At 41.0% G+C, this 22,962-nt stretch carries 22 protein-coding genes; 8 read left to right on the forward strand and 14 right to left on the reverse strand.

The window, feature by feature from the left end; all coding sequences use genetic code 11:
• The 9 genes from hisF to ACOMC3_RS14090 all read right to left on the reverse strand — a co-directional run bounded on the left by hisF (nucleotide 1) and on the right by ACOMC3_RS14090 (nucleotide 8,555).
• Nucleotides 1-756, reverse strand: coding sequence for an imidazole glycerol phosphate synthase subunit HisF (gene hisF / locus ACOMC3_RS14050; protein ID WP_420316516.1), 756 nt, complete (start codon nucleotides 754-756; stop codon nucleotides 1-3).
• 64 nt (nucleotides 757-820) lie between these two features.
• Nucleotides 821-1,543: a 1-(5-phosphoribosyl)-5-[(5-phosphoribosylamino)methylideneamino]imidazole-4-carboxamide isomerase gene (hisA, locus tag ACOMC3_RS14055; protein ID WP_420316517.1), complete on the reverse strand. Its 723-nt coding sequence runs from the start codon at nucleotides 1,541-1,543 to the stop codon at nucleotides 821-823.
• A 98-nt stretch (nucleotides 1,544-1,641) separates the two neighbouring features.
• On the reverse strand, nucleotides 1,642-2,220 hold the full coding sequence (gene hisH, locus ACOMC3_RS14060) for an imidazole glycerol phosphate synthase subunit HisH (protein WP_420316518.1): 579 nt from the start codon (nucleotides 2,218-2,220) through the stop codon (nucleotides 1,642-1,644).
• A gap of 52 nt (nucleotides 2,221-2,272) precedes the next feature.
• Complete coding sequence (gene hisC, locus ACOMC3_RS14065) at nucleotides 2,273-3,880, reverse strand: histidinol-phosphate transaminase (RefSeq protein ID WP_420316519.1); 1,608 nt, start codon at nucleotides 3,878-3,880, stop codon at nucleotides 2,273-2,275.
• Nucleotides 3,881-3,890: 10 nt separating this feature from the next.
• Entirely contained in the window at nucleotides 3,891-5,699 is a 1,809-nt protein-coding gene (gene hisD, locus ACOMC3_RS14070; protein WP_420316520.1) for a histidinol dehydrogenase, read from the reverse strand.
• 45 nt (nucleotides 5,700-5,744) lie between these two features.
• Complete coding sequence (gene hisG, locus ACOMC3_RS14075; protein WP_420316521.1) at nucleotides 5,745-6,602, reverse strand: ATP phosphoribosyltransferase; 858 nt, start codon at nucleotides 6,600-6,602, stop codon at nucleotides 5,745-5,747.
• 291 nt (nucleotides 6,603-6,893) lie between these two features.
• A complete protein-coding gene (locus ACOMC3_RS14080; RefSeq protein WP_420316522.1) occupies nucleotides 6,894-7,490 on the reverse strand; it encodes a superoxide dismutase in 597 nt (198 codons plus the stop codon).
• Between the two features lie 63 nt (nucleotides 7,491-7,553).
• Complete coding sequence (locus ACOMC3_RS14085) at nucleotides 7,554-8,006, reverse strand: nucleoside deaminase (protein ID WP_420316523.1); 453 nt, start codon at nucleotides 8,004-8,006, stop codon at nucleotides 7,554-7,556.
• Nucleotides 8,007-8,555 carry a hypothetical protein gene (locus ACOMC3_RS14090; protein WP_420316524.1) on the reverse strand — a complete coding sequence of 183 codons (549 nt, stop codon included), beginning with the start codon at nucleotides 8,553-8,555 and terminating at the stop codon, nucleotides 8,007-8,009.
• A gap of 81 nt (nucleotides 8,556-8,636) precedes the next feature.
• Between ACOMC3_RS14090 and aspS the strand changes: the two genes are divergently transcribed.
• Both aspS and ACOMC3_RS14100 read left to right on the forward strand, forming a co-directional pair.
• The gene (gene aspS / locus ACOMC3_RS14095) at nucleotides 8,637-10,397 is read left to right on the forward strand and encodes an aspartate--tRNA ligase (RefSeq protein WP_420316525.1); all 1,761 of its coding nucleotides are present in this window, start codon (nucleotides 8,637-8,639) and stop codon (nucleotides 10,395-10,397) included.
• 47 nt (nucleotides 10,398-10,444) lie between these two features.
• Nucleotides 10,445-11,377: a glycerophosphodiester phosphodiesterase gene (locus ACOMC3_RS14100; protein ID WP_420316526.1), complete on the forward strand. Its 933-nt coding sequence runs from the start codon at nucleotides 10,445-10,447 to the stop codon at nucleotides 11,375-11,377.
• Here ACOMC3_RS14100 and ACOMC3_RS14105 read toward each other — a convergent pair.
• Nucleotides 11,349-12,332 carry a tetratricopeptide repeat protein gene (locus ACOMC3_RS14105; RefSeq protein WP_420316527.1) on the reverse strand — a complete coding sequence of 328 codons (984 nt, stop codon included), beginning with the start codon at nucleotides 12,330-12,332 and terminating at the stop codon, nucleotides 11,349-11,351. The two genes, ACOMC3_RS14100 and ACOMC3_RS14105, sit on opposite strands and share 29 nt — an antisense overlap.
• A gap of 1 nt (nucleotide 12,333) precedes the next feature.
• The gene (locus tag ACOMC3_RS14110) at nucleotides 12,334-13,980 is read right to left on the reverse strand and encodes an amidohydrolase family protein (RefSeq protein ID WP_420316528.1); all 1,647 of its coding nucleotides are present in this window, start codon (nucleotides 13,978-13,980) and stop codon (nucleotides 12,334-12,336) included.
• Between the two features lie 54 nt (nucleotides 13,981-14,034).
• Between ACOMC3_RS14110 and ACOMC3_RS14115 the strand changes: the two genes are divergently transcribed.
• On the forward strand, nucleotides 14,035-14,592 hold the full coding sequence (locus ACOMC3_RS14115; RefSeq protein ID WP_420316529.1) for a thioredoxin family protein: 558 nt from the start codon (nucleotides 14,035-14,037) through the stop codon (nucleotides 14,590-14,592).
• Here the strand turns inward: ACOMC3_RS14115 and ACOMC3_RS14120 are convergent.
• Together ACOMC3_RS14120 and ACOMC3_RS14125 are read right to left on the reverse strand one after the other, a co-directional pair.
• Nucleotides 14,589-15,557 (reverse strand): NAD(P)H-dependent flavin oxidoreductase, encoded by a 969-nt coding sequence (locus tag ACOMC3_RS14120; RefSeq protein WP_420316530.1) that lies wholly within the window; start codon nucleotides 15,555-15,557, stop codon nucleotides 14,589-14,591. The genes ACOMC3_RS14115 and ACOMC3_RS14120 overlap by 4 nt on opposite strands.
• A 70-nt stretch (nucleotides 15,558-15,627) precedes the next feature.
• Complete coding sequence (locus ACOMC3_RS14125; RefSeq protein ID WP_420316531.1) at nucleotides 15,628-16,080, reverse strand: hypothetical protein; 453 nt, start codon at nucleotides 16,078-16,080, stop codon at nucleotides 15,628-15,630.
• A 112-nt stretch (nucleotides 16,081-16,192) separates the two neighbouring features.
• Here ACOMC3_RS14125 and panB point away from each other — a divergent pair, with 112 nt between their 5' ends.
• On the forward strand, nucleotides 16,193-17,008 hold the full coding sequence (panB, locus tag ACOMC3_RS14130) for a 3-methyl-2-oxobutanoate hydroxymethyltransferase (protein WP_420316532.1): 816 nt from the start codon (nucleotides 16,193-16,195) through the stop codon (nucleotides 17,006-17,008).
• A gap of 72 nt (nucleotides 17,009-17,080) precedes the next feature.
• Nucleotides 17,081-19,297: an NADP-dependent isocitrate dehydrogenase gene (locus tag ACOMC3_RS14135; protein ID WP_420316533.1), complete on the forward strand. Its 2,217-nt coding sequence runs from the start codon at nucleotides 17,081-17,083 to the stop codon at nucleotides 19,295-19,297.
• A 74-nt stretch (nucleotides 19,298-19,371) separates the two neighbouring features.
• On the opposite strand, the gene ACOMC3_RS14140 is transcribed toward ACOMC3_RS14135, so the two are convergent.
• Nucleotides 19,372-19,767, reverse strand: a complete 396-nt coding sequence (locus ACOMC3_RS14140; protein ID WP_420316534.1) for a hypothetical protein — start codon at nucleotides 19,765-19,767, stop codon at nucleotides 19,372-19,374.
• A gap of 149 nt (nucleotides 19,768-19,916) precedes the next feature.
• Between ACOMC3_RS14140 and ACOMC3_RS14145 the strand changes: the two genes are divergently transcribed.
• Genes ACOMC3_RS14145 through ACOMC3_RS14155 form a run of 3 tightly spaced genes read left to right on the forward strand, consistent with a single transcriptional unit; the run spans nucleotide 19,917 to nucleotide 22,960 of the window.
• On the forward strand, nucleotides 19,917-20,678 hold the full coding sequence (locus ACOMC3_RS14145) for an SDR family oxidoreductase (protein WP_420316535.1): 762 nt from the start codon (nucleotides 19,917-19,919) through the stop codon (nucleotides 20,676-20,678).
• A gap of 9 nt (nucleotides 20,679-20,687) precedes the next feature.
• Complete coding sequence (locus ACOMC3_RS14150) at nucleotides 20,688-21,911, forward strand: acyl-CoA dehydrogenase family protein (RefSeq protein ID WP_420316536.1); 1,224 nt, start codon at nucleotides 20,688-20,690, stop codon at nucleotides 21,909-21,911.
• 2 nt (nucleotides 21,912-21,913) lie between these two features.
• Nucleotides 21,914-22,960: a phosphotransferase family protein gene (locus ACOMC3_RS14155; protein WP_420316537.1), complete on the forward strand. Its 1,047-nt coding sequence runs from the start codon at nucleotides 21,914-21,916 to the stop codon at nucleotides 22,958-22,960.
• The last annotated feature ends 2 nt before the right edge of the window (nucleotides 22,961-22,962 follow it).

Consider the following 22,962-nt stretch of genomic DNA (forward strand, 5'->3'; position numbering starts at 1 on the left):
CTATATTCTAACTTCTATATTCTGTTTACTCAATTCTTTCTTTAACTCAGGAATAGGGATCTCACCAAAGTGAAACACGCTGGCTGCCAAAGCACCTGTGGCTTTCGTTTTCTCAAACACTTCAGCAAAGTGCTCGCTAGTGCCCGCACCACCTGATGCAATAACTGGAATACTCAAATCGCTTGCAAGCTTATTCGTTAGCTCTATTGCAAAACCAGCTTTTGTTCCATCATGCTGCATGGAGGTAAGTAATATTTCACCAGCACCAAGCGCCTCTGCTTCCTTTGCCCACTCGAATACATCAATATCGGTAGCTTCTCTTCCTCCTTTTACAAACACTTTCCATTCACCATCTACCAGGCCTGCGTCTATCGCCACCACTAGAAACTGACTTCCAAACTCATGAGCGATTTCATAAACCAGCTCCGGTCTTTTAACCGCAGCAGAATTAACACTGACTTTGTCTGCACCCGCCTTAACTAAAACAGCAGCATCCTCCACAGATGAGATACCACCACCCACAGTAAAGGGAATGTTGATTTCGTGTGCGATTTCCTCAACGAGCGCTGCAAAGGTCTTTCTTCCTTCAACTGTTGCAGTTATGTCTAGAAACACTAACTCGTCAGCACCTTCTTTTACATAGCGCTTGGCTAGCTCAATCGGATCACCAGCGCTTCGAATATCTACAAAGTTGACACCCTTTACGGTTTGTCCGTCTTTGATGTCCAGGCATGGTATGATTCGTTTTTTTAACATATTTTCCTCATTTACTCTCCCCCAACCCCTCTCTTGAAAGAGAGGGGAGGAATTTCGGAGAAATTCAGGGGTGAGTTAATTCCCCCAATTCCTTCAAACTAATTCTATTCTCGTAAATCGCCTTCCCAACAATCGCTCCCTCCAAACCTTGCTCCTTCAATTTCACCAAATCATCCATGTTTGACACGCCACCACTGGCAATCAACTTCAAATCTGGCAGCTTATCAAGAATGGAATTATAAAGCTCAAACGATGGTCCTTCCAGCATGCCATCCTTAGAGATATCAGTAGAAATCACATATTCGATTCCTTTGGCCACATAGTCTTTGATGAAGCTTTCTATTTCAAGATCAGATTCCTCCTGCCAGCCGGAAACTGCTATTTTTCCATCCATAGCATCTGCACCGAGGATGATTTTGTCAGCTCCATAAGCAGTGATCCATGAAGTAAATTTTACGGGCTCCTTCACTGCGATACTTCCTCCGGTGATTTGCTGTGCACCACTCTCGAATGCAATCCGTAGATCTTCATCCGACTTAATTCCTCCTCCAAAATCTATTTTTAAATGAGTTTTTGATGCCAGTTTCTCCAACACTTTCCAGTTGACAATGTGATTGGCTTTAGCTCCATCGAGATCTACTAGATGAAGGTACTGCAAACCTGCATCTTCAAATTGTTGAGCAATCTCAAGTGGGTCTTCATTGTAAATTTTCTTTGTTTCGTAATCACCTTTGGATAGGCGCACGCACTTTCCTTCGATGATGTCTATGGCTGGAATTATTCGCATAATTTTATTTTTTACCGTCATTGCGAATCAGCTGTAAGCTGATGAAGCAATCTTGATCTTGAGATCGCTTCGCAAGCTCGCGATGACGTATCTACATTTCATATTTTCAAAAAATTCTCCAACAGTTTTTGCCCCACATCCGCTGACTTCTCCGGGTGGAATTGCACACCGTAAAAATTATCCTTTTGAAGTGCTGACGTAAATGGCACCAGATAGTCGGTCTCTCCAACCGTATCTTCTCCTACTTCCGCATAATAGCTGTGTACAAAATACATGTTGCCCATTATACCTATCCCCTCAAACAATGGACCTTCGGCCTTGGTGAAGTCATTCCAACCCATATGTGGCACGATCCCTTTTGGTGGAAACTTGCATACCTTCTCCTTGAAAATACCCAAACACTTCGTGTCCTTTTCCTCAGAATGCGCGCACATCAATTGCATGCCTAAGCAAATACCTAGAAAAGGCTGCTTCAAGAAAACAATGACCTCATCCAACCCTCTTTCTCTCAGGTAATTCATGGCGGTTCCTGCTTCACCAACACCAGGGAAGATCACTTTCTCAGCACTATTCAATATCTCAGGATCATCTGAAATCACAGACTCCACACCAATACGATCGAGCGCATTTTTCACCGATCGGATATTGCCTGCATTGTATTTTACGATTGCAATCATTTTTCAAATTTTATTTTCCCCCTTTGGAGGGGGATTAAGGGGGAGGAAGCTTTCATAACACCCCCTTCGTACTCGGCATCACTCCACTATCATCCTTCCTCACAGCCATTTTAATTGCACGTGCAAATGCCTTGAATATCGACTCGATTTTGTGATGATCATTCTCACCTTCAGCTTTTATATTCAGATTACATCTTGCAGTATCGGAAAACGATTTGAAGAAATGAGAAGCCATCTCGGTCGGCATTTCTCCCACATGTGTCGCATCAAATGAAGCATCCCACTCAAGCCATGGCCGACCGCCGAAATCTATCGCAACCTGCGCCAGGCAATCGTCCATTGGTAGTAGGAATCCATACCGTTCAATTCCTTTCCGATCTTTAAGCGCATCATTAAATGCAGTTCCCAATGCCAGAGCTGTGTCTTCGATGGTGTGGTGCGTGTCTATTTCAATATCTCCTTCTACTTCCACATAAAGCCCAATCGCTCCATGTCGGGCAATCTGATCCAGCATGTGATCAAAAAATGCCACACCGGTAGATATGCTTGTATTAGAAGGATCATCCAGGTTGACTTCAATCTTGATTTTCGTTTCTGAGGTGGTCCGAACACACCTTCCAATTCTGCCCTTTTCTTCGTACTTCTCTTCTTTAAGAGCAGCAATGAGTCGTTGATTTTCAGATGGCGTTCCAATCGTGATTCGCAAAGTATCTGGTACCTGACCGGATCGATCACGAACTACAATGCCTTTGGCCATCAGGTCTGCATAGGTTTTTTGAGCATCTTCAAAAGCAACTAATAGAAAGTTGGCATCCGAAGGGTAGATCTTTTTCACAGAAGGAATGTCCTTCAATGTTTGCTCCATTTTTTCTCGCTCTTCAATTAAGATAGAAACCTGCTTCTGGATCAAATCAGGTCTGCTCAGCACATCAATCGCTTTTTCTTGCGTCAATGTATTGACATTGTAAGGCGGCTTGATTTTGTTAAGCACATTGATTACTTCTTTTGATCCTAACCCCATACCCAATCTTGCCCCGGCAAGCCCAATGGCTTTTGAGAAGGTCTGCATTATGAATAAGTTGGAGGTGTCTTGTTGCACAAGGCTTTCTCCTCCGAAATCGATGTATGCCTCATCAACAACGACTAATCCTGAAAAAGCAGCAGTAATAGACAAAATCGTATCCTTATTGATGCAATTACCCGTCGGGTTATTTGGTGAGCAGATGAAAACGATCTTCAGATTTTCATCTAATAACTTAGGTCGCAGGCTTTCAAAATCTATTTGAAAATCATCTGTCAGCGGTTCTTTGATTACCTCTACATCGTTTACATCAGCAGCCACTTTATACATGCCAAATGTTGGAGGGAAGATCATGACTTTGTCCTGACCCGGCTCACAAAAAGCACGAATGAGCAAGTCAATTAATTCGTCGCTTCCATTGCCGAAGATTAATCGAGGGATCTCCACATTCCGATACTTAGCGATGGCAGCTTTCAAGCCACTCATTGTTCCATCAGGGTAACGATTTAGACCAAACCCAAATGGATTTTCATTGGCATCTAAGGAAACCTCAGCAACACCATCAAATTCATCTCTTGCACTGGAATAGGGTTTGAGTTTCTTGACGTTTTCTCGTGTGATTTTATTTATGTCGAACATGTTATTCATTTTATTTATCCTCATTTCGCCCCCCTCTAAAGGGGGAGTTGGATGATGTACTGGTTGGGGGAAGGTTTTCTATAATTTCTTTCAAATAATTCCTAACACGATCTACATTAGACAGAATAGCATCATCTGGTATCCTGATGACTTTGTAGCCTAAACCCTCCAGTTTTCTCTGTCTTATATCATCATTCTCTGCTACATCTTCGTAGGAGTGTGTGATCCCATCTATCTCAATAATGAGTTTTAGGGGTAGAGAAACAAAATCAACAATGTAATTATCTATGGGTCTTTGCCTTCTAAACGGGTACCCTATGCCACTAGCTCTGAGCACGTGTTTCCAAAGGATTGCCTCAGCTTTGGTTGCTTCATTCCTAAGTTTCCTGGCTTTCGTTTTTAGGTTGTTATTGTAGTGATGGAATTTTTCATCTTTCCTCCCCCCATCCCCCTCCAAAGGGGGAGTTGAGGGCGTATCATTCCCCCTCTCCGAGGGGGTCAGGGGGAGGTTTTCATTACCAAGCTTATTCAACCTCAAACTCACTGCATTTTTATGTGCTTGTAGTTGCTCCGCTTCTGCCATCTTTTCAATCGCAGGTCCTAAGTTTTGAATGCCTTTCTCAGAGAGCTTCTGGAACGTAATTTTCTTCACAAAACTATCCAGCGATACGCCGCTGTAATTTCGGGCATATCCATTGGTAGGTAGGGTGTGATTAGTACCACTGGCATAATCCCCAGCACTCTCACAGCTCCAGTTGCCAAGAAATACACTTCCGGCAATCGTGATCTGCTCACCCAAATCCCCGGCATTTTTTGCAGCAATAATTAAATGTTCAGGCGCATAAAAATTGCTGAAGGCCACTGCTTCATTTAAGTCCTTTATAAGAATCGATTTGCTGTTATCAAGTGCCTTTAAAGCAATATCTTTTCTTGGCAGTTCATCGACCTGTTTTATTAACTCAGTCTCTACTTTGGAAATCAGGTCTTCTGAATTGCTCACCAAAACCACCTGGCTATCCGGCCCATGTTCAGCTTGCGAAAGTAGGTCTGCAGCGACAAATTCAGGATATGCTGTGTCGTCAGCTATCACCAAAACTTCACTTGGTCCAGCAGGCATATCTATAGCCACTCCATAATTTTGAGCAAGCTGTTTGGCAGCAGTCACATACTGATTACCAGGACCAAAAATCTTATCTACTTGTGGTATGGATGAAGTGCCAAATGTCATCGCAGCAACAGCTTGTGCACCTCCAGTCAAATAGATTTTTTCTATTTCTAATAGCTGACACGTCCAGCCGATGACGGGATTCAGATTTTCAATTGGTTTTGATGATTTCTTATTTTCGTCGAAATCTGATGGTGGTGTACACACCACAATATTTTTGCATCCTGCAATTTTAGCAGGAATGGCCAGCATCAGTAAGGTCGAAAATAATGGAGCAGATCCTCCTGGGATATATAAGCCAACATTTTGAATGGCTACACTTTTACGCCAGCAGCTGACCCCTTCCATGGTATCTACTTTGAGCACATCTTCTTTCTGCGAAAGGTGGAACGTTTCTATGTTCTTCTTTGCAGTCTTGATTGCGTCGGCGAGCTCCGAATCAATATCAAATGATTGATCATTTAGGTTAATCTCAAGCGTATCTAACTCAACACCATCAAATTTTTTCCCCATTTCAAGAAGAGCAGCATCGCCTCGCTCCCGTACATCTGACATAATACCTTTCACTGTACCTTCCAGTTCAGAAAGATCAAAAGTTGGACGCTCGCAGAGAAACGGCCATTGAGTAATGTCTGGATATTTTATTGTTTTCATTTTTTCCTCCCCCTTAGTCCCCCTCCAAAGGGGGAAATTGGATTTTCAAACGATCATTTTTTCAATTGGGCAAACAAGAATTCCTTCAGCCCCTTTTTCTTTCAACTGATCAATGACCTCCCAAAAATCATCTTCCTTGATGACACTGTGGACGCTACTCCACCCTTCATCCGCCAATGGAAGAACGGTAGGACTCCTCATGCCTGGAAGAAGTGAGATGATCTCATCAAGTTTATTGTTTGGTGCATTTAATAAAATGTACTTGTTCTGCTTAGCCGATTTTGCTGCCTCGATGCGGAAAAGCAACTTATCAAGAAGCGCTTTGTGCTCCGCGTTAAGATTAGGATTAGCTATTAACAACGCCTCACTTCGCAGCACTACTTCAACTTCTTTCAGGCCATTGGCTAAAAGCGTACTTCCTGTGCTAACGATATCGAAGATTCCCTCTGCCAAACCAATGCCAGGGGCGATCTCTACACTTCCACTGATTTCTTCTATTGTGGCTTTGATCCCATTTTTCTCTAAGAATTTTCGGAGAATTACCGGATAACTCGTAGCAATCTTTTTCCCTTCAAACCACTCAAGACTGTTATATTCTTCTTCTCTTCGAACGGCCAGCGACAAACGACATTTTGAAAATCCGGGACGATTGATGATTTCTACAGATTGGTCTTTTTCCAGGTATTCGTTTTCACCTACAATGCCAATATCTGCTACACCTTCTGCAACATACTGAGGGATATCATCATCTCTTAGGTAGAATACCTCCAATGGAAAATTGGAAGCTGTAGACATGAGCTTACCTCCATTGTTAATTTTGATTCCACACTCTTTGAGCAAGCCCATGCTTTTCTCGTTGAGTCTTCCGCTCTTTTGCACAGCTATTTTCAGTACTTGATTCATTTTAGTTTGGTTTTACCTCCCCTAACCCCCTCCAAGGGGGGAATTGTTTGGTGGAATGATATTTTTTATTGGTTCAATTGTAGTTTATCTGATTCTCGTTCTCATTAAATTCCTGTCACGTAGTGACCAACAAAAAAGGCCCGACGGTAATCCGACGGGCCTTTGTATTTATCTTAATAACTACAGCATCATCTTCTTACCTCTTCGGTGAAGTGGATATGATGTGCATGATGATGTAGTTGTTGTATTCTCATTTCTGGTCGCAAATATAGACGACTTTTTTAAATGTGATTATCCTTCAAACTTTTTGCTTACCGCATCCCAATTCACCACATTGAAGAATGCGCTGATGTAATCCGGTCTTCTGTTTTGATAATTCAGGTAATATGCATGCTCCCAAACGTCGAGTCCAAGAATTGGTGTACCTCCACAGCCAACTCCCGGCATCAATGGGTTGTCCTGATTGGCAGAAGAACATACCTCCAGCGTATCTCCTTTTTTGCAGAGCCAAGCCCATCCACTACCAAATCTGGTAGCTGCAGCATTGCTGAATGCTTCTTTGAATTTATCAAAAGATCCAAAAGCAGAATTTATTGCATCAGCAAGTGCTCCTGATGGCTCACCGCCACCGTTTGGGCTCATTACTTCCCAAAAAAGACTGTGATTCCAGTGTCCACCACCATTGTTTCTTACAGCACCATTGTCAGAATGATTTTTAACCAAATCATCCAGTGACTTACCTTCAAGATCAGTGCCTTCAACAGCAGCATTTAACTTTGATACATACCCGGCATGGTGCTTACCATGGTGTATTTCCATAGTTTTTGCATCTATATGTGGTTCTAGTGCATCATGTGCATAAGGTAGGTTTGGTAATTCAAAAGCCATAATTATGTGATTTATTTTAGGTTCAAAAAAATGATTTGTGAAGATAACAAGACTGAGGCATGTTTAGTTGCCTCTGAGCTTCTTAAAAAAATCTTTAATTAAAAGTTCACTTTCATTTGCCATTACTCCCAGCTTCAAATCAGTCTTTGGATGAATGATGTCTTTACTATAGTTGGAGAATCCTCTTTCCTTGTCAAGAGCACCTATAACTATTCGGCCAATTTGAGTCCAGAAAAGCCCACCAGCACACATACTGCAGGGCTCCAGTGTCACAAACAAAGCACATTCATTGAGGTATTTAGATCCTAAATGGTTCTGAGCAGCTGTTATTGCCAACATTTCAGCATGAGCGGTAGCATCGTTTAATCGTTCTACTCGATTATGATCTTTAGCAATGATCTTATTTTCACATACTACCACAGCACCAATTGGGATTTCACCTTCGTCAAAAGCATATTGAGCTTCATTCAAAGCCTGCTTCATGAAATGTTCGTCACTGTAGATACTTAGGCTCATCTATTTTTCATTAACTATTACACTGTTCATAATAGCATTAGCCTTAGGTTGCCACTCACTCATCAGTCGTGCATTACACCCAAAATTGAATAGAAGCACCTGCTCATTATATGAAGTATATTGAATGTATATATAGTTCCTTGAGGATTTAGTTGAAAATGCATTTTCACTTTTCAGTGAGCCAATAAATTCAAAAACAACGAATTTTTTGCCGTTCACCTCTTTGAGATCTTCTTGAATAAATTCCACCTCATCAAACATACTTTGAAGGCTTGCTTTGTAAAAATCCCGTATCACATTTTCTTCACCATCAACCCATTGCATGGGGTTCCAGTTTACTCCTAGATTTATTTCGCCATCTTCTGAGGCATGCATTGCCAATGGTTCTCTCGAAGAAACGAACTTCTGAATTCTATCATTTTTTGTCATCAGACTAAATGACTCTGGCACCATATAAGAAATATCCTCGTTAATTTGCTGTTTGATCATCTTTTGACCACAAACCAGCAGAGGAATTATTGATAGACTTAGGAGGATAATTTTCTTCATGCTCCAAAGCTATAAAGTTGATCGATATTTTCAGTTGAGAATCCTACCTTTGCGCTTCATTTTGATATAAACTGAATATTTATGCTACGCACACACACTTGTGGTGAATTACGATCCGAACATGTAGGGAGTACAGTTACATTGACTGGCTGGGTACAAAAACAACGAGACAAAGGAGGTGTCGTGTGGATTGACCTTAGAGATAGATTCGGAATCACTCAATTGATTTTTGAAGAGGGGGTTACTGATAAAGGAATTATAGAGCAAGCAAAAAATGTTGGGCGTGAGTATGTAGTAAAAGCAACTGGAGAAGTGGTGGAACGATATTCTAAGAATGATAAAATGCCTACCGGAGATATCGAAATTAGAGTAAACTCTTTGTCCATTCTAAATGAATCCAAAGTTCCTCCATTTACTATAGAGGATGAAACCGATGGTGGAGAAGATTTACGAATGAAATACCGATACCTGGATATTCGAAGAAATCCGATCAAGGAGAAATTGCAATTGCGTCATACCATGATGCAAAAAGTTAGAGAATACTTAAACGGGGAGGAATTTGTAGAAGTCGAAACCCCATATCTTATTAAATCTACTCCAGAAGGTGCAAGAGACTTTGTGGTCCCGTCCCGCATGAATGAAAATGAATTTTATGCGCTTCCACAATCCCCGCAAACATTTAAGCAGCTGTTAATGGTAGCAGGAATGGATCGATACTTCCAGATTGTAAAGTGCTTTAGAGATGAGGATTTAAGAGCTGACCGTCAACCAGAGTTTACACAAATTGACTGTGAAATGGCATTTGTTGAGCAGGAAGATATTCTTAAAACATTTGAAGGGATGACCAAATATCTCTACAAAGAGATAAAGGGTATAGAGTTAGATGATTTTCAAAGGATCTCATATGATGAAGCAATGTCAAAATATGGATCTGATAAGCCAGATCTCCGATTTGGTATGGAGTTTTGTGAATTAAATGACCTTGCGCATGGCAAAGGATTTGTTGTTTTTGATAGTGCTGAATTAATTGTGGGGATTAATGCAGAAGGATGCGCTGACTACAGCAGAAAACAACTGGACGCCTTAACTGATTTTGTTAAGAAGCCCCAAATTGGAGCAAAAGGTTTGGTTTATGTGAAATATAATGAAGATGGCACTTTCAAATCTTCTGTTGATAAGTTCTTTGATCAGGAGGCATTAAAGGGCTGGGCTGATAAATTTGGAGCAAAACCTGGCGATCTTCTACTGATCTTAGCTGGAGAAACCATTCAAACGCGAAAAGCACTTAATGAGCTTCGACTAGAAATGGGCGAAAAACTTGGATTGAGAGATAAAAATAAAGTAGCTGCTGCTTGGGTTTTGGATTTTCCGCTGCTTGAATGGGATGAGGAAACTGAGCGTTATCATGCTATGCACCATCCATTTACAGCACCTAAACCGGAAGATGTGTCAAAACTTGATTCAGATCCCGGTGCTGTACGTGCCAATGCATATGATATGGTCATAAATGGCGTAGAAGCGGGCGGTGGCTCTATTCGAATCCATGATCGGAAAATGCAAGCGCGCATGTTTGAAGTTTTAGGATTTTCAAAAGAAGAAGCTGAAGAGCAATTTGGTTTCCTAATGGGGGCATTTGAATATGGTGCTCCTCCTCATGGTGGTGTTGCGTTTGGTTTTGATAGATTATGTGCGATTATGTCCGGAGAGCAAAGTATAAGAGACTTTATTGCATTTCCTAAAAACAACGCTGGAAGAGATGTGATGATCGATTCTCCAAGTAAAATTTCACTTGAACAGCTAACTGAATTAGGAATAAAATTGGTAGAAGTTGTAAAATCTTAAGAATTGGTAGTTTTTTACTAACTTTTCCAGTTAAATAATCACACCTGATGACTAAGAAATTTCTCCTTTACTCTGCACCATTTTTTGTAATATTTGGGGCTTTTTCTCTTTTCGAACCATGGTTTTATAGAAACGTATTTGCCAGTACATCTATAGACCGCCTAGAAGGAAAAGAATTTCAAATAATTGCGCATAAAGGAGCATCTGGTCTCGCTCCGGAAAATACCATGGCTGCATTTCAGAAAGCATTGGATCTTGGTGTCGATCAAATAGAGCTGGATGTAAGACACACCAAGGATGAAGAAATTATTGTTTTTCACGATCAGCGACTTGATCGAATAGCACGAGATACGCTAGGAAATGCCATAACTGGTGATGTGCATGATTATACTTTGGAAGAGATCAAGCAATTTGATGTGGGCTCATGGTATGACTCACATTATGCAGATGAACGAATCCCGACTTTGAAAGAAGTATTGGATTTTATCGATGGACAGGTGACTGTTCTCATTGAGATCAAACACATGGATCACCCACATTATCATGATTTTGCTGAGAAATTAGTGGAGGTGGTGATGAGTGAAAAAAATGGGGAGGATTGGATCATTCTGCAATCATATGAGCCCAAATATTTGGATGAAGTCCATGAACTGGATCCGTTCATTCAAACTAAGGCACTCATTGTGGGCGAAGATTCTGCCCCTTTGATTGCTTTCTACCTGGAAACAAGAATACACATGGGAAGAGCAAAGGAAAGCAATCGGATGAAGGCGATAAATCCACAATGGGAAACGCTATCTCCCCGAAGAGTTTTTCAAATGCATGCCAAGGGCTATGAAGTTCACGCTTATCCTGTCAATACACGTGACGACATGGTGAAAATGCTTAATGCAGGAGTAGACGGAATCATTACCGATTACCCAAATATTGCTATTCAGCTAAGAAGTGAGGTTAGGAGATTGGGACAGGAAACGCAGTAACTAGTTCAGCTTCTGCGGCTATATATCCAAATGCATCCCAATAAGAACTATCCAAGATTCTCAGAAAGATTTCATTAGATCTTTCAGTATCACCTTGCTGCTGATACCAGTTGCCAATTCCGTATCCAAGAGTGGGATCGATATTACCTTCTTCCGGAAATGCATTATTCATTAGCTTATCTACATCTTTTTCTCCTTTAAAAAGGAGCAATAAGTCTAAGTAGGCAGTATTCTCAACGATATCCATTTCATTACTTATCGCATTTAGTAATTCATCAGCAAGAGCGCTATTACCTATTTTTTTGTAGGTCATAAAGAGCCAATAGGAGGTAGCGGTAAGCAAGTCATTATTGTCACTAAACTCCATGCACTTGCGATAGGCCGAAATTGCCTTATCATACCTTCCGCTTAGATAGTGAGCCAGCCCATAGTGATACCATATATTAAACTTATCGTTTCCAAGCGGTTTGTTTAGTCTATTAGGAAGACCATCTGGCTCAATGGCATTTTCTTCATTTACGCTATAAAATGCAGCCATTTCAAAATCACTGATCGCCTTTTCCAATTGGCGAGTGGTAATGAACCTATGCCCTCTGTGTCTTCGTAGCTTATGAGAAGTAGGAAATTTCTCAAGTCCAGCCGAGAATACATCAATAGCTTCCAGATACCTACCTAAATACGCTAATCTACGGCCATACCAAATCACCAAATCCAAACTGTCAGGATTAGCTTCATAATTGGATCTTGCAATGCTGAGATTTTTCTCATGCTTAGCCCTAGCCTCTTCTGTCAATTGCTTAGGAGGCAACTCTTCTCCCATCAGATTATAAATCTTTGTGGGGTCTTTTGGTTCGGCTGATGGTATTCGTTCTTGCTCAGCATCCGCTCTGTTACCACCCATTTGGCAGCTGAATAGAAAAATGAAAGCGACTAAAAAATATTGTTTATTCTTCATATTATTCATCCCAGTTTGGATATCCAGGCTGTTTTAATTCCTCTCCATTCTTTGCTTCTTTCACCATTTCCCGAACATCTTTTAATAATTCTTTGGCATCATAAACCACACCATCTTTGATGGTGTATTTTACTCCGCCTACTCTTGTAATTTCATTATCCTCCGTTAGCTTAATAGCTCCCGTACCATACAGTACCTTAAGGTTGGCCAAAGGATTTTCTTCTACAATCACTAAATCTGCCATTTTCCCCTTTTCTATGGTACCAATCTCTTTTTCCATTCCCAGGGCTTGAGCTCCAAGTAATGTAGCGGATCGAATGATTTCTAATGGGTGAAACCCTGCCTCTCTTAAAAGCTCCAGCTCTCGTATATAAGCAAATCCATAAAGCTGAAATATGAAACCTGAGTCTGATCCTGTAGTCACCCGCCCGCCTCTGTTCTTATACTCATTAACAAAAGTCATCCAAAGCTTGTAGTTTTCTTTCCAGGCCACCTCTTCTTCTGTACCCCAATAATGCCAATACGATCCATGTGACACTTTGCTTGGTTGATAAAATTTCCAAAGCGAAGGAAGGGTATAATCTTTATGCCAGTCAGCATTTCTTGATCGCATCAAATCTCTACTTGCCTCATATATATTGAATGTTGGATCCAGTGTGAAGTCAAGTTCAATCAGTCGATTCATCACGGCATTCCATTTTTCAGAATATGGTTCAGCAGCTTGTTTCCATAGCCTCCCAGCCTCACCAAAACGATCTTGTTCATTTTGGTAATTGTAGTCTAGTGGATAGTCCTGCACGATCCGATCATCAAATAATGCTTCAGGTAAACCATACCAATGTTCCATACTAGTGAGTCCTGCCTCTGCGGAATTAAGCACATTCCACCAGCCCACATTTAGCTGAGCATGATGACATGCAGACCTTAGCCCTAATCTCTTATTCTCTTTTAATGCTGCTTCCATTACTTCCGGAGAAGCACCAAAAAATTTAATTCCATCCGCACCTCTTCTATAATTAGCCCTAACCCATGAGATAGCTTCATCGGCATTTGTAATTGGTCCTTTCAAAACTTCATTTGCTACCGATCGTTCACCGGGAAGATTTCTGACAATTTTTACATCATCCAAATTCTGACCAAACGAGGTATACGCGAGAATTCGAGGAGCTACAATTTCATTTCTCGAACTGCGATCTTTATGACTGAGCACCCAATCCAAACCATTGCCAGCCGATGGGTCTCTGATAGTAGTAATACCGTGGGCTAGCCACAGCTTGAATACATATTCTGCTGGTGTTCCCTGGCTTGTGCCTCCAATGTGTCCATGCATGTCAACAAACCCTGGCATCACATACATGCCCTCAGCATCTATTTCCATTCCATTCCCCTCAAGTTTTGGTCTTCTGTCTGGATTTATTTCCACCCCAGGATAACCCACTACCTGTACATTCGTAATCATATTTTTTTCAATCACAATATCAACTGGTCCAATGGGTGGCGCCCCATTTCCGTTTATAATTGTGGCTCCTCGGATAATGGTCATGTCAAAAGGGCCATCACCGGTGGTTCGTGAAGGTGAAGAAGTTATCTGTGCAATTGCAAATTGAATAGCAACTATGGCGATAATACTTGAAAGGAATTTTTTCATATATCGTGATGTATTAAATTATAGCTTAGATTTAAAAATAATCAAATAAGTAGTATGGCAGCAGTAGAATCGAATATGATGCCTCTAGGCACTCAGGCACCCGATTTTAATTTAACTGATGTAGTCTCAGGAAAGAATTTTACACTGGAGGAAGTAAGAAAAGAATATGGCGTGGTAGTCATGTTTATATGTGCACACTGTCCTTTTGTGAAAAATATAGAAGAAGAAATAGCGGTAGTGGCACGTCAATATTCAGATCAAAAGATTGGCTTTGTAGCAATAAGTGCTAATGATTCAGCAGAATATCCAGAGGATGGACCAGAGGGCTTAAAAGCTCAGGCTGAAGAATTCGAATTCAACTTTCCTTATTTGTATGATGAGACGCAAGAAGTTGCTAAAGCTTACCAGGCTGCATGTACGCCAGATTTTTTCTTGTTTGATGAGGATTTGAAATGCATTTATCGAGGTAGGTTTGATGCCAGTACACCGGGTAATCCTGAACCTGTAACGGGAGATGATTTGGTTAATGCTCTGGAAGCTCACCTTGAAGATGAGCCCATTATTGAGGATCAAAAGCCAAGTATTGGTTGTAGCATAAAGTGGAAGAATTAATACTTGTCAATCAGCTTTGATTGTTCTGTTACAGCTTCTTTAAACTCAATTTTTAGTCTATCTACCAAATCAGACACTGATGGAGAATCATCTATCTTGGTGACTCCCTGACCTGCTGACCAGATAGTTTTCCATGCTTTTGCTTCATCATTGGTAGAAAGTTCTTCTCCAAAATCAACTTTTGCACTTTGCTTCCACATGTCTTCGGATATTCCCATAGCTTCTAAGCTAGGTCGAAGAAAGTTTGCATGTACACCTGAAATTGCAGCCGTGTAAACAATATCGCCGGCTCCAGCATCAATAATCATCTTACGGTATTCTTCAGGAGCTTCGCTTTCTAAGGTATTTATGAAGCGAGTACCCATATAGGCTAAATCAGCGCCCATTTGCATAGCGGAAGCCACATCTCTTCCATTGGAGATAGATCCTGACAATAAAATGGTTTTATCAAAAAATTTCCTTACCTCTCCAATAAATGGCATAGGGTTTAATGTCCCTGCATGCCCTCCTGCCCCAGCGCATACTAAAATCAAACCATCAACACCTGCTTCAGCTGCTTTCTCCGCATGTCGTTTCATAATTACGTCATGAAAAACGAGACCTCCATAACTATGCACTGCGTCTACTAGCTGCGATACTGCACCTAAGGAGGTAATTATCAATGGTACCTTATGTTTTACTACCACCTCAAGATCTGCTTCAAGCCTTGGATTGGTTTTATGCACAATTAAATTCACCCCAAAAGGAGCAGCTTTATTTCCTGTTTCTTTTTCCCATTTTGACAACTCATCCTTTATTTCGATCACCCACTCTTCAAAACCTTCCGTAGATCGGTTATTTAGTGCTGGGAATGTTCCTACAATTCCATTTTTACAGCATTCAATTACCAGTTTAGGTCCAGAGATGAGAAACATGGGTGCTGCGACAACAGGTAGATTTAGATCAGAGATGAATGAAGCTTTCATTGATTGAGTTTAGATAGTAAAGATTAAATTCTAAAGTAGCGTAATTTAGATAGTTAGGTTAAACTAAAGCCTACTCGCACTCACCTAACAGGTCATACTGCTTTCTCAATTCTTCAATGATGGATTTAACTGCAGCTGGTTCCTTTCCATATTCATAAGTTACTTTTTTAGTGCCCTGAGGGGTGGTTAATTCTATCCATTCAGACCCTCCGTCCGCACAGTCCGGACATCCAATGATTTCTTCCAGCTCCATAAAAGAAGCTACATCTACATCTCCTGCTAAACTTTCAAATTCAGCATATTTAATACTACACGTCTTTTCTTCAAGATTTTGACTTAGCTGCGGCTTTATGGTTTTAGTAGCTATTCCTTCAGAAATTGTTACAATTTGGGTACAATACCCTGCACATATGCCGAAACTGGTTCCAAATTCAATTTTTGAAATTTCATTATTACTTAAATTCTCATCACAACTGGTAATTGTAATGGCTAAGTAGGTGATAACTAGTACTGCTAACTTCATGCTTAAACAAATTAACTTTTCTTACTGTTGCATCAATTAAAATGCCACATTGCAAAATACATCATTTTAAAGTCCATTATCGATTTAGTAAATTGCGCAACCATTTCACGCCATGAGCATTCAAGGAAAAATTAAAATCGTAACTACTCATCAACTTCAGGAAATGAAGTCAAAAGGTGAGAAAATATCCATGTTAACAGCCTACGACTATTCGATGGCAAAAATCATCGACCAGGCAGGTGTGGATGTGATATTGGTTGGAGACAGTGCTTCCAATGTAATGGCTGGAAACGAGACAACTCTCCCAATTACATTAGATCACATGATCTGGCACGCATCTTCTGTTGTTAAAGCTGTCAATCGTGCGCTCGTAGTGGTTGATGTACCATTCGGTAGCTATCAAGGCAGCTCTTCTGAGGCATTAAGATCTTGTATTAGAATCATGAAGGAAGCTGGTGGTCATGCAGTTAAGATGGAAGGCGGAATAGAGATCAAAGAAAGTATTACTCGTGTACTATCGGCAGGAATACCTGTTATGGGTCATCTGGGTCTGACCCCTCAATCAATATATAAGTTTGGTACCTATACTGTTAGGGCTAAGGAAGAAGCAGAAGCAATGAAATTAATCGAAGATGCTAAGCTTCTAGAAGAACTTGGATGTTTTGCGATCGTTTTAGAAAAAATTCCTTCCAAACTTGCTAAGAAAGTATCAGAATCTATCACCATTCCAACCATCGGAATAGGTGCCGGTCCGGATACTGATGGTCAGGTACTTGTTGTCCATGACATGCTAGGCATTACACAAGATTTTAAACCTAGGTTCTTACGCCAATATGCTGATCTTAATTCGATCATGAAAGAGGCGTTCGAAAACTATGTTTCAGACATTAAATCCCAAAAATTCCCCAACGAAAAAGAGAGTTACTAACGGCGTACCGCCGAAGAATTAATTTAATTGCTTGAAGAATTAATAATCAAAAAAAACAGATACTGAACCAAGATGTCTAAAATCATTTATACGCATACCGATGAAGCTCCGGCTTTAGCAACCAAATCTTTACTACCTATCGTACAGGCTTTTGCCGGAAAAGCAGGTGTTGAAATAGAGACTAGAGATATTTCACTAGCTGGTAGAATTATAGCAGTATTTCCTGAATTTTTATCAGAAGATCAGCGTATCGGGGATGCGCTGGCAGAGTTAGGGGCAATTGCTAAAACACCTGAAGCCAACATCATAAAACTGCCAAATATTAGTGCGTCAATTCCACAATTAAAGGCAGCCATCAAAGAACTTCAGTCTCAGGGATATGCTTTACCAGACTATCCCGATGAGCCCAAAGATGATAGCGAAAAAGATGTTAAATCCAGATATGACAAAATAAAAGGCAGTGCAGTAAACCCCGTGTTGAGGGAAGGAAACTCTGATAGAAGAGCTCCAAAAGCGGTGAAGAATTTTGCCCGAAAATTTCCTCACTCAATGGGTGAATGGAGTGCTGATTCAATATCACACGTGGCAAGCATGAGTGAAGGTGATTTTTACGGAAGCGAAAAATCAATAACCGTTTCCAACGAAACTCATGTAAAAATAAAATTTCATAGCCAGGATGGTGAAACAGTCGATCTTAAAGATAGTTTCCCAATTCAATCCGGTGAGGTGATTGATGCATCTGTTATGAATATGTTCAAATTGAAGTCTTTCATTGAGCAAGAAATTAATGATGCTAAAGAGAAAAATGTTCTGTTTTCTCTACACATGAAGGCCACCATGATGAAGGTTTCAGACCCAATTATTTTTGGTGCAGCAGTTGAGGTTTATTACAAGGATGTATTTGAAAAGTATGGAAGCTTGTTCAAAGATCTTGGGGTGTCTTCAACAAATGGGATTGGTGATGTCTATAGCAAGATCCAATCATTGGATGATGCTAAAAGAAAGGAAATTGAACAGGCCATTGATCAGGTTTATGAAACACGACCTGCACTTGCGATGGTAAATTCTGACAAAGGAATTACTAATCTGCACGTACCTAGTGATGTAATTATCGATGCTTCAATGCCTGCAATGATCAGAACATCTGGTCAGATGTGGAATAAGGACAACAAAACCCAAGATACGAAAGCAGTAATCCCGGATCGTTCGTACGCTGGCGTATATCAGGCTGTGATAGAGGACTGCAAGAAAAATGGAGCATACGACCCGACCAAAATGGGTAGTGTGCCAAACGTAGGGCTAATGGCACAAAAGGCAGAAGAGTACGGATCACATGACAAGACCTTCCAATTCGATAAGCCAGGAAAAGTAAAAGTTATCGATGCTGATGGTAATGTGCTGCTTGAGCAGGAGGTTCATACTGGCGATATTTTCAGAATGTGTCAAGTAAAAGATGCTCCGATTCAGGATTGGGTCAAATTAGCTGTTAAAAGAGCAAAGGCCACTGGTTCCCCAGCGGTATTTTGGTTGGACAAAAACAGAGCTCATGATGCAGAATTGATCAAAAAAGTAGAGAAATACTTAAAAGATCATGATACTGCCGGCCTTGAAGTCCATATCATGTCACCCGTTGAAGCAACTAAGTTTTCTGTAGACAGAATAAGAAAGGGACAAGATACTATTTCCGTGACAGGAAATGTTTTGAGAGATTATTTGACTGATCTTTTCCCAATCCTTGAGGTAGGAACAAGTGCTAAGATGCTATCTATAGTGCCTTTAATGAATGGAGGTGGATTATTCGAAACTGGTGCTGGTGGTTCTGCTCCTAAGCATGTTCAGCAATTTGTGGAAGAAGGACACTTGCGATGGGATTCACTTGGAGAATTTTTAGCCTTAGCAGTCTCATTGGATCATTTAGGTGAAAAGTACGGTAACAAAGGGGCTAAGGTATTAGGAGAGGCGTTGGATAATGCTACTTCCAAGTTGCTGGAAGAAAACAAGTCTCCTTCAAGAAAAGTGAATGAAATCGACAATCGTGGAAGCCATTTTTATCTAGCACTCTACTGGGCAGAAATGCTTGCTAATCAAGAGGACGATGCTTCATTAAAAAGTGTATTTGAAGGGGTCTACAGACAACTCGCTGCTAATGAAAACAAAATCAATGAAGAGTTGATAGCAGCGCAGGGAGAGCCTGTGAATATAGGCGGGTATTACAAACCTGATGATAAGAAAGCAACTGCAGCGATGAGAGCGAGTTCAACTCTGAATCAGATAATTGATTCTATTTAGACTGAGAATCAAAGTCAATAATCAAAGCTCTGTCTTATCGACAGAGCTTTTTTTGTTTTTCATTTTTCTGATCATCAATTCTTTCCAATCGAAAAACTGGTTTGGGAATTTCTTAGATTTCCATTTATATCAAATATGTAGGTGGTTTGGATTTTCTGTCCTCCTATTAGAATAGTATTTGAAAGAGATGTACCCATCAAAAGATCGTCCATTTTAGAAAGATCACTCATTGGATAACCATTAAGATTATACTGAATAGGGCTCATTATCTTATAATCTGAGATATATACTTTATCCTCCGAAAATGATAGATCAGGGAAATGAATCTGAAAAGAGGTTAATTGGCGGGAAGAGATTTGATCCATTTTAAAATCCAATGACGGATTGACAAAAGACTGCAGATTTTTGAATGTAATCTGAGCACTGAGCTCACTTGCAAAGAGCAGAATGATTAACGTTAGGTACTTCATGACATTAAGATTTATGATAATCTAACGTCTCTCAGAACCAGTTTGTTTAAGTCAATACCATAGAGCGCTGAGAATTTAATCCCCTGAAGATCGATGATATTCAATCATTAAGAATTATTTTGAGAGTCATTCTTATAAGCGAATTGAAATTGAAACGAAAAAATATATTAATTACAGGTGCCAGCTCAGGACTGGGAAAAGGCATGGCAAAGGAGTTTGCAAAACAAGGATGCAATCTGGCCTTGTGTGCACGAAGAGTTGAAAACCTGGAGGCGCTGAAAAAAGAACTTCATGAAATCAATCCCGATTGCAAAGTCTTTCTACGATCATTGGATGTGACCAATGTCCAGCAGGTGTTCGATGTTTTTAAAGGATTCAATCAGGATTTTCACGACGTGGGAGAACAGCTGGATCGGGTGATCGTGAATGCCGGGATGGGAAAAGGTGCATCATTGGGCAAAAGACATGCTGAAGCGAACATGCAAACTGCGGTCACTAATTTCTGTGGAGCAATCAGTCAGATGGAGGCTGCAATGGAAATTTTCAGAGAGCAAAATCACGGCCACCTGGTAGCTATTTCATCCATGTCGGCCTTCAGAGGTTATCCTTTTGCAATGACTGTTTATGCAGCAACAAAGGCAGGACTTAAAAGTCTGGCAGAAGGCGTCCGAATTGATGTATTAAAAAAACCAATAAAAGTATCATCCATTTTTCCAGGCTACATCGAGTCTGAGATGACGGATAAAGTAGAAAAGAAGCCGCCATTCATCATTCCTTTAAATAAAGGATCAAAGCTGCTTGTAAAAGCAATCAATAAAGAAAAAGCGAATGCCTACGTTCCATTTTGGCCATGGTATTTCTTTAAGCTCATGATGCCATTTATGACTGCCAAAATGCTTCGAAAGTTTTAGTCATTCAATATGAATTTTCAACCATCCCAACGATCTCAAGAATATCTTGAAAAATTAAAAGCCTTTATGAAGGAGCATGTACTTCCTTTCGAAAGGGAATACATTGAATACCATAAGGAACACAATGTCGACGGTAAATGGCAAACCTGGACTGAACACCCAAAGCTTGAAAAGCTGAAAAATAAAGCAAAAGAAGCCGGACTCTGGAACCTCTTTTTGCCAGACCCGGAACTGGGTCAGGGGCTCAGCGTACTGGAATATGCGCCTTTGGCAGAGGAGATGGGTAGGGTGTACAATTCTGCAGAGATTTTTAACTGCAATGCACCCGATACCGGAAATATGGAAGTGCTCTATCATTTTGGAAGTGAGGAGCAAAAAGCGCAATGGCTTACTCCATTGCTGGCAGGAGAGATTAAATCCGTCTTCTGCATGACTGAGCCGGATGTAGCTTCCTCAGATGCGACCAATATTGAAACCTCTATCGAACCGGATGGGGACGACATTGTCATCAACGGAAAAAAGTGGTGGTCTACAGGGCTGGGGCACCCCGATGCAAAAGTGGCAATTGTAATGGGTAAAACGAAGGGTTCTGAAAATAGACACCAGCAACACAGCATGGTTTTAGTTCGATTGGACGAACCTGGAGTTGAGATCAAGCGCATGCTGACCACATTCGGAGCGTACGATCCACCATCTGGACATGGAGAGGTTCATTTCAAAAATGTACGGATTCCGAAGGAAAATCTAATCCAGGATTTTGGTGCCGGTTTTGCAATTGCTCAGGGCAGGTTGGGACCCGGGAGAATTCATCACTGCATGCGATGCATTGGTGCGGCAGAGCGAGCTCTGGAGCTTGCAATTATTCGGAGTGGTACAAGACAAGCGTTTGGGAAGTTGCTGGCTCAATTGGGAGGAAACTCCGAACGGTTTGCGAAAGCACGGATTGATATTGATCAAGCCAGGTTGCTAACACACTATGCCGCCTGGAAAATAGATCAGGTAGGGGTAAAGGAAAGCATGACCGAAATTTCTGCCATCAAGGTGGTTGCTCCAAATGTATTGCAGGAAGTGACTGATATGGCCATGCAGATTCACGGAGGAGCCGGCCTTTCAGATGATTTTCCACTGACCAGCTTTTTCATTCAGGCTAGGGCTCTACGGCTGGCGGATGGTCCTGATGAAGTTCACCGCCGAATGATCTCCCGATTGGAGTTTAAAAAATACCTTTCATAAACATGGAAAAGGAGCAGCGACCCGGCGAGGAATTGGAAATGAATCGACTGCTTCCATGGATCAGTGAGCACGTGCAGGGTTTGGAAGGAAATCCCAAGGTCACTCAATTCTCCGGAGGTGCCTCCAACTGGACCTATCGTTTGCAGTTTGAGAATCAAGACCTGATCCTTCGCAGAGCTCCCTTGGGGAAAAAAGCTGCCGGGGCGCATAACATGCCACGAGAATATCATCTTCAAAAGAAATTAAAGCCACATTTCTCCTATGTTCCGGAGATGATCGCTGTATGTGAGGATGAAGAAGTGCTAGGGTCCTCCTTTTACTTGATGGAACGATTGGAAGGAATGATCCCCAGAAAAAACTTACCTCGAGAGGTCGATTGGAGTCCTGATATAGTGAAAAAGCTTTGTCTGTCATTTTGGGATAAAATGATTGAGCTACATCAGGTGGATTATCAAAAAAATGGCCTGGATGACCTGGGCAAGGGTGAAGGATACGTAGAACGACAAGTTACAGGATGGAATAAAAGGTATTCAGATGCAAAAACCTGGAATGTTCCTTCCGGAAAAAAGGTGATGAGATGGCTGGAGCAAAACATGCCAACGGAAGAGCGCCTGTGCATCATTCACAATGACTTTCGCTTAGATAATGTGGTACTTGATCCAAACGATCCTGCAAACATTGTTGGAGTGTTAGATTGGGAGTTAGCAGCTATTGGAGATCCGCTAATGGATCTGGGAAGCAGCCTGGCTTATTGGGTGCATGATGATGATAACTTTTTTATCAAATCGATGAGACGCCAACCAAGCAACGCTCAGGGAATGATGAAAAGACAGGAGGTGATCGATTATTATGCTGAAAAATCCGGCTTGCCTATCGATGATTTTCGTTTCTATCGTGTGTATGGGTTGTTTAGATTGGCAGGTATTGCCCAGCAGATTTATTATAGATATTCCAAAGGATTCACTAGTAACAAAGCGTTCAAAAATTTTTGGATGATTTCTATCTATCTGATCAAGACCTGTGAAAACGTAATCAAGAAAAAGCGATAGCT

Source organism: Ekhidna sp. (assembly GCF_965212185.1).
In the GTDB taxonomy this organism is placed as follows: domain Bacteria; phylum Bacteroidota; class Bacteroidia; order Cytophagales; family Cyclobacteriaceae; genus Ekhidna.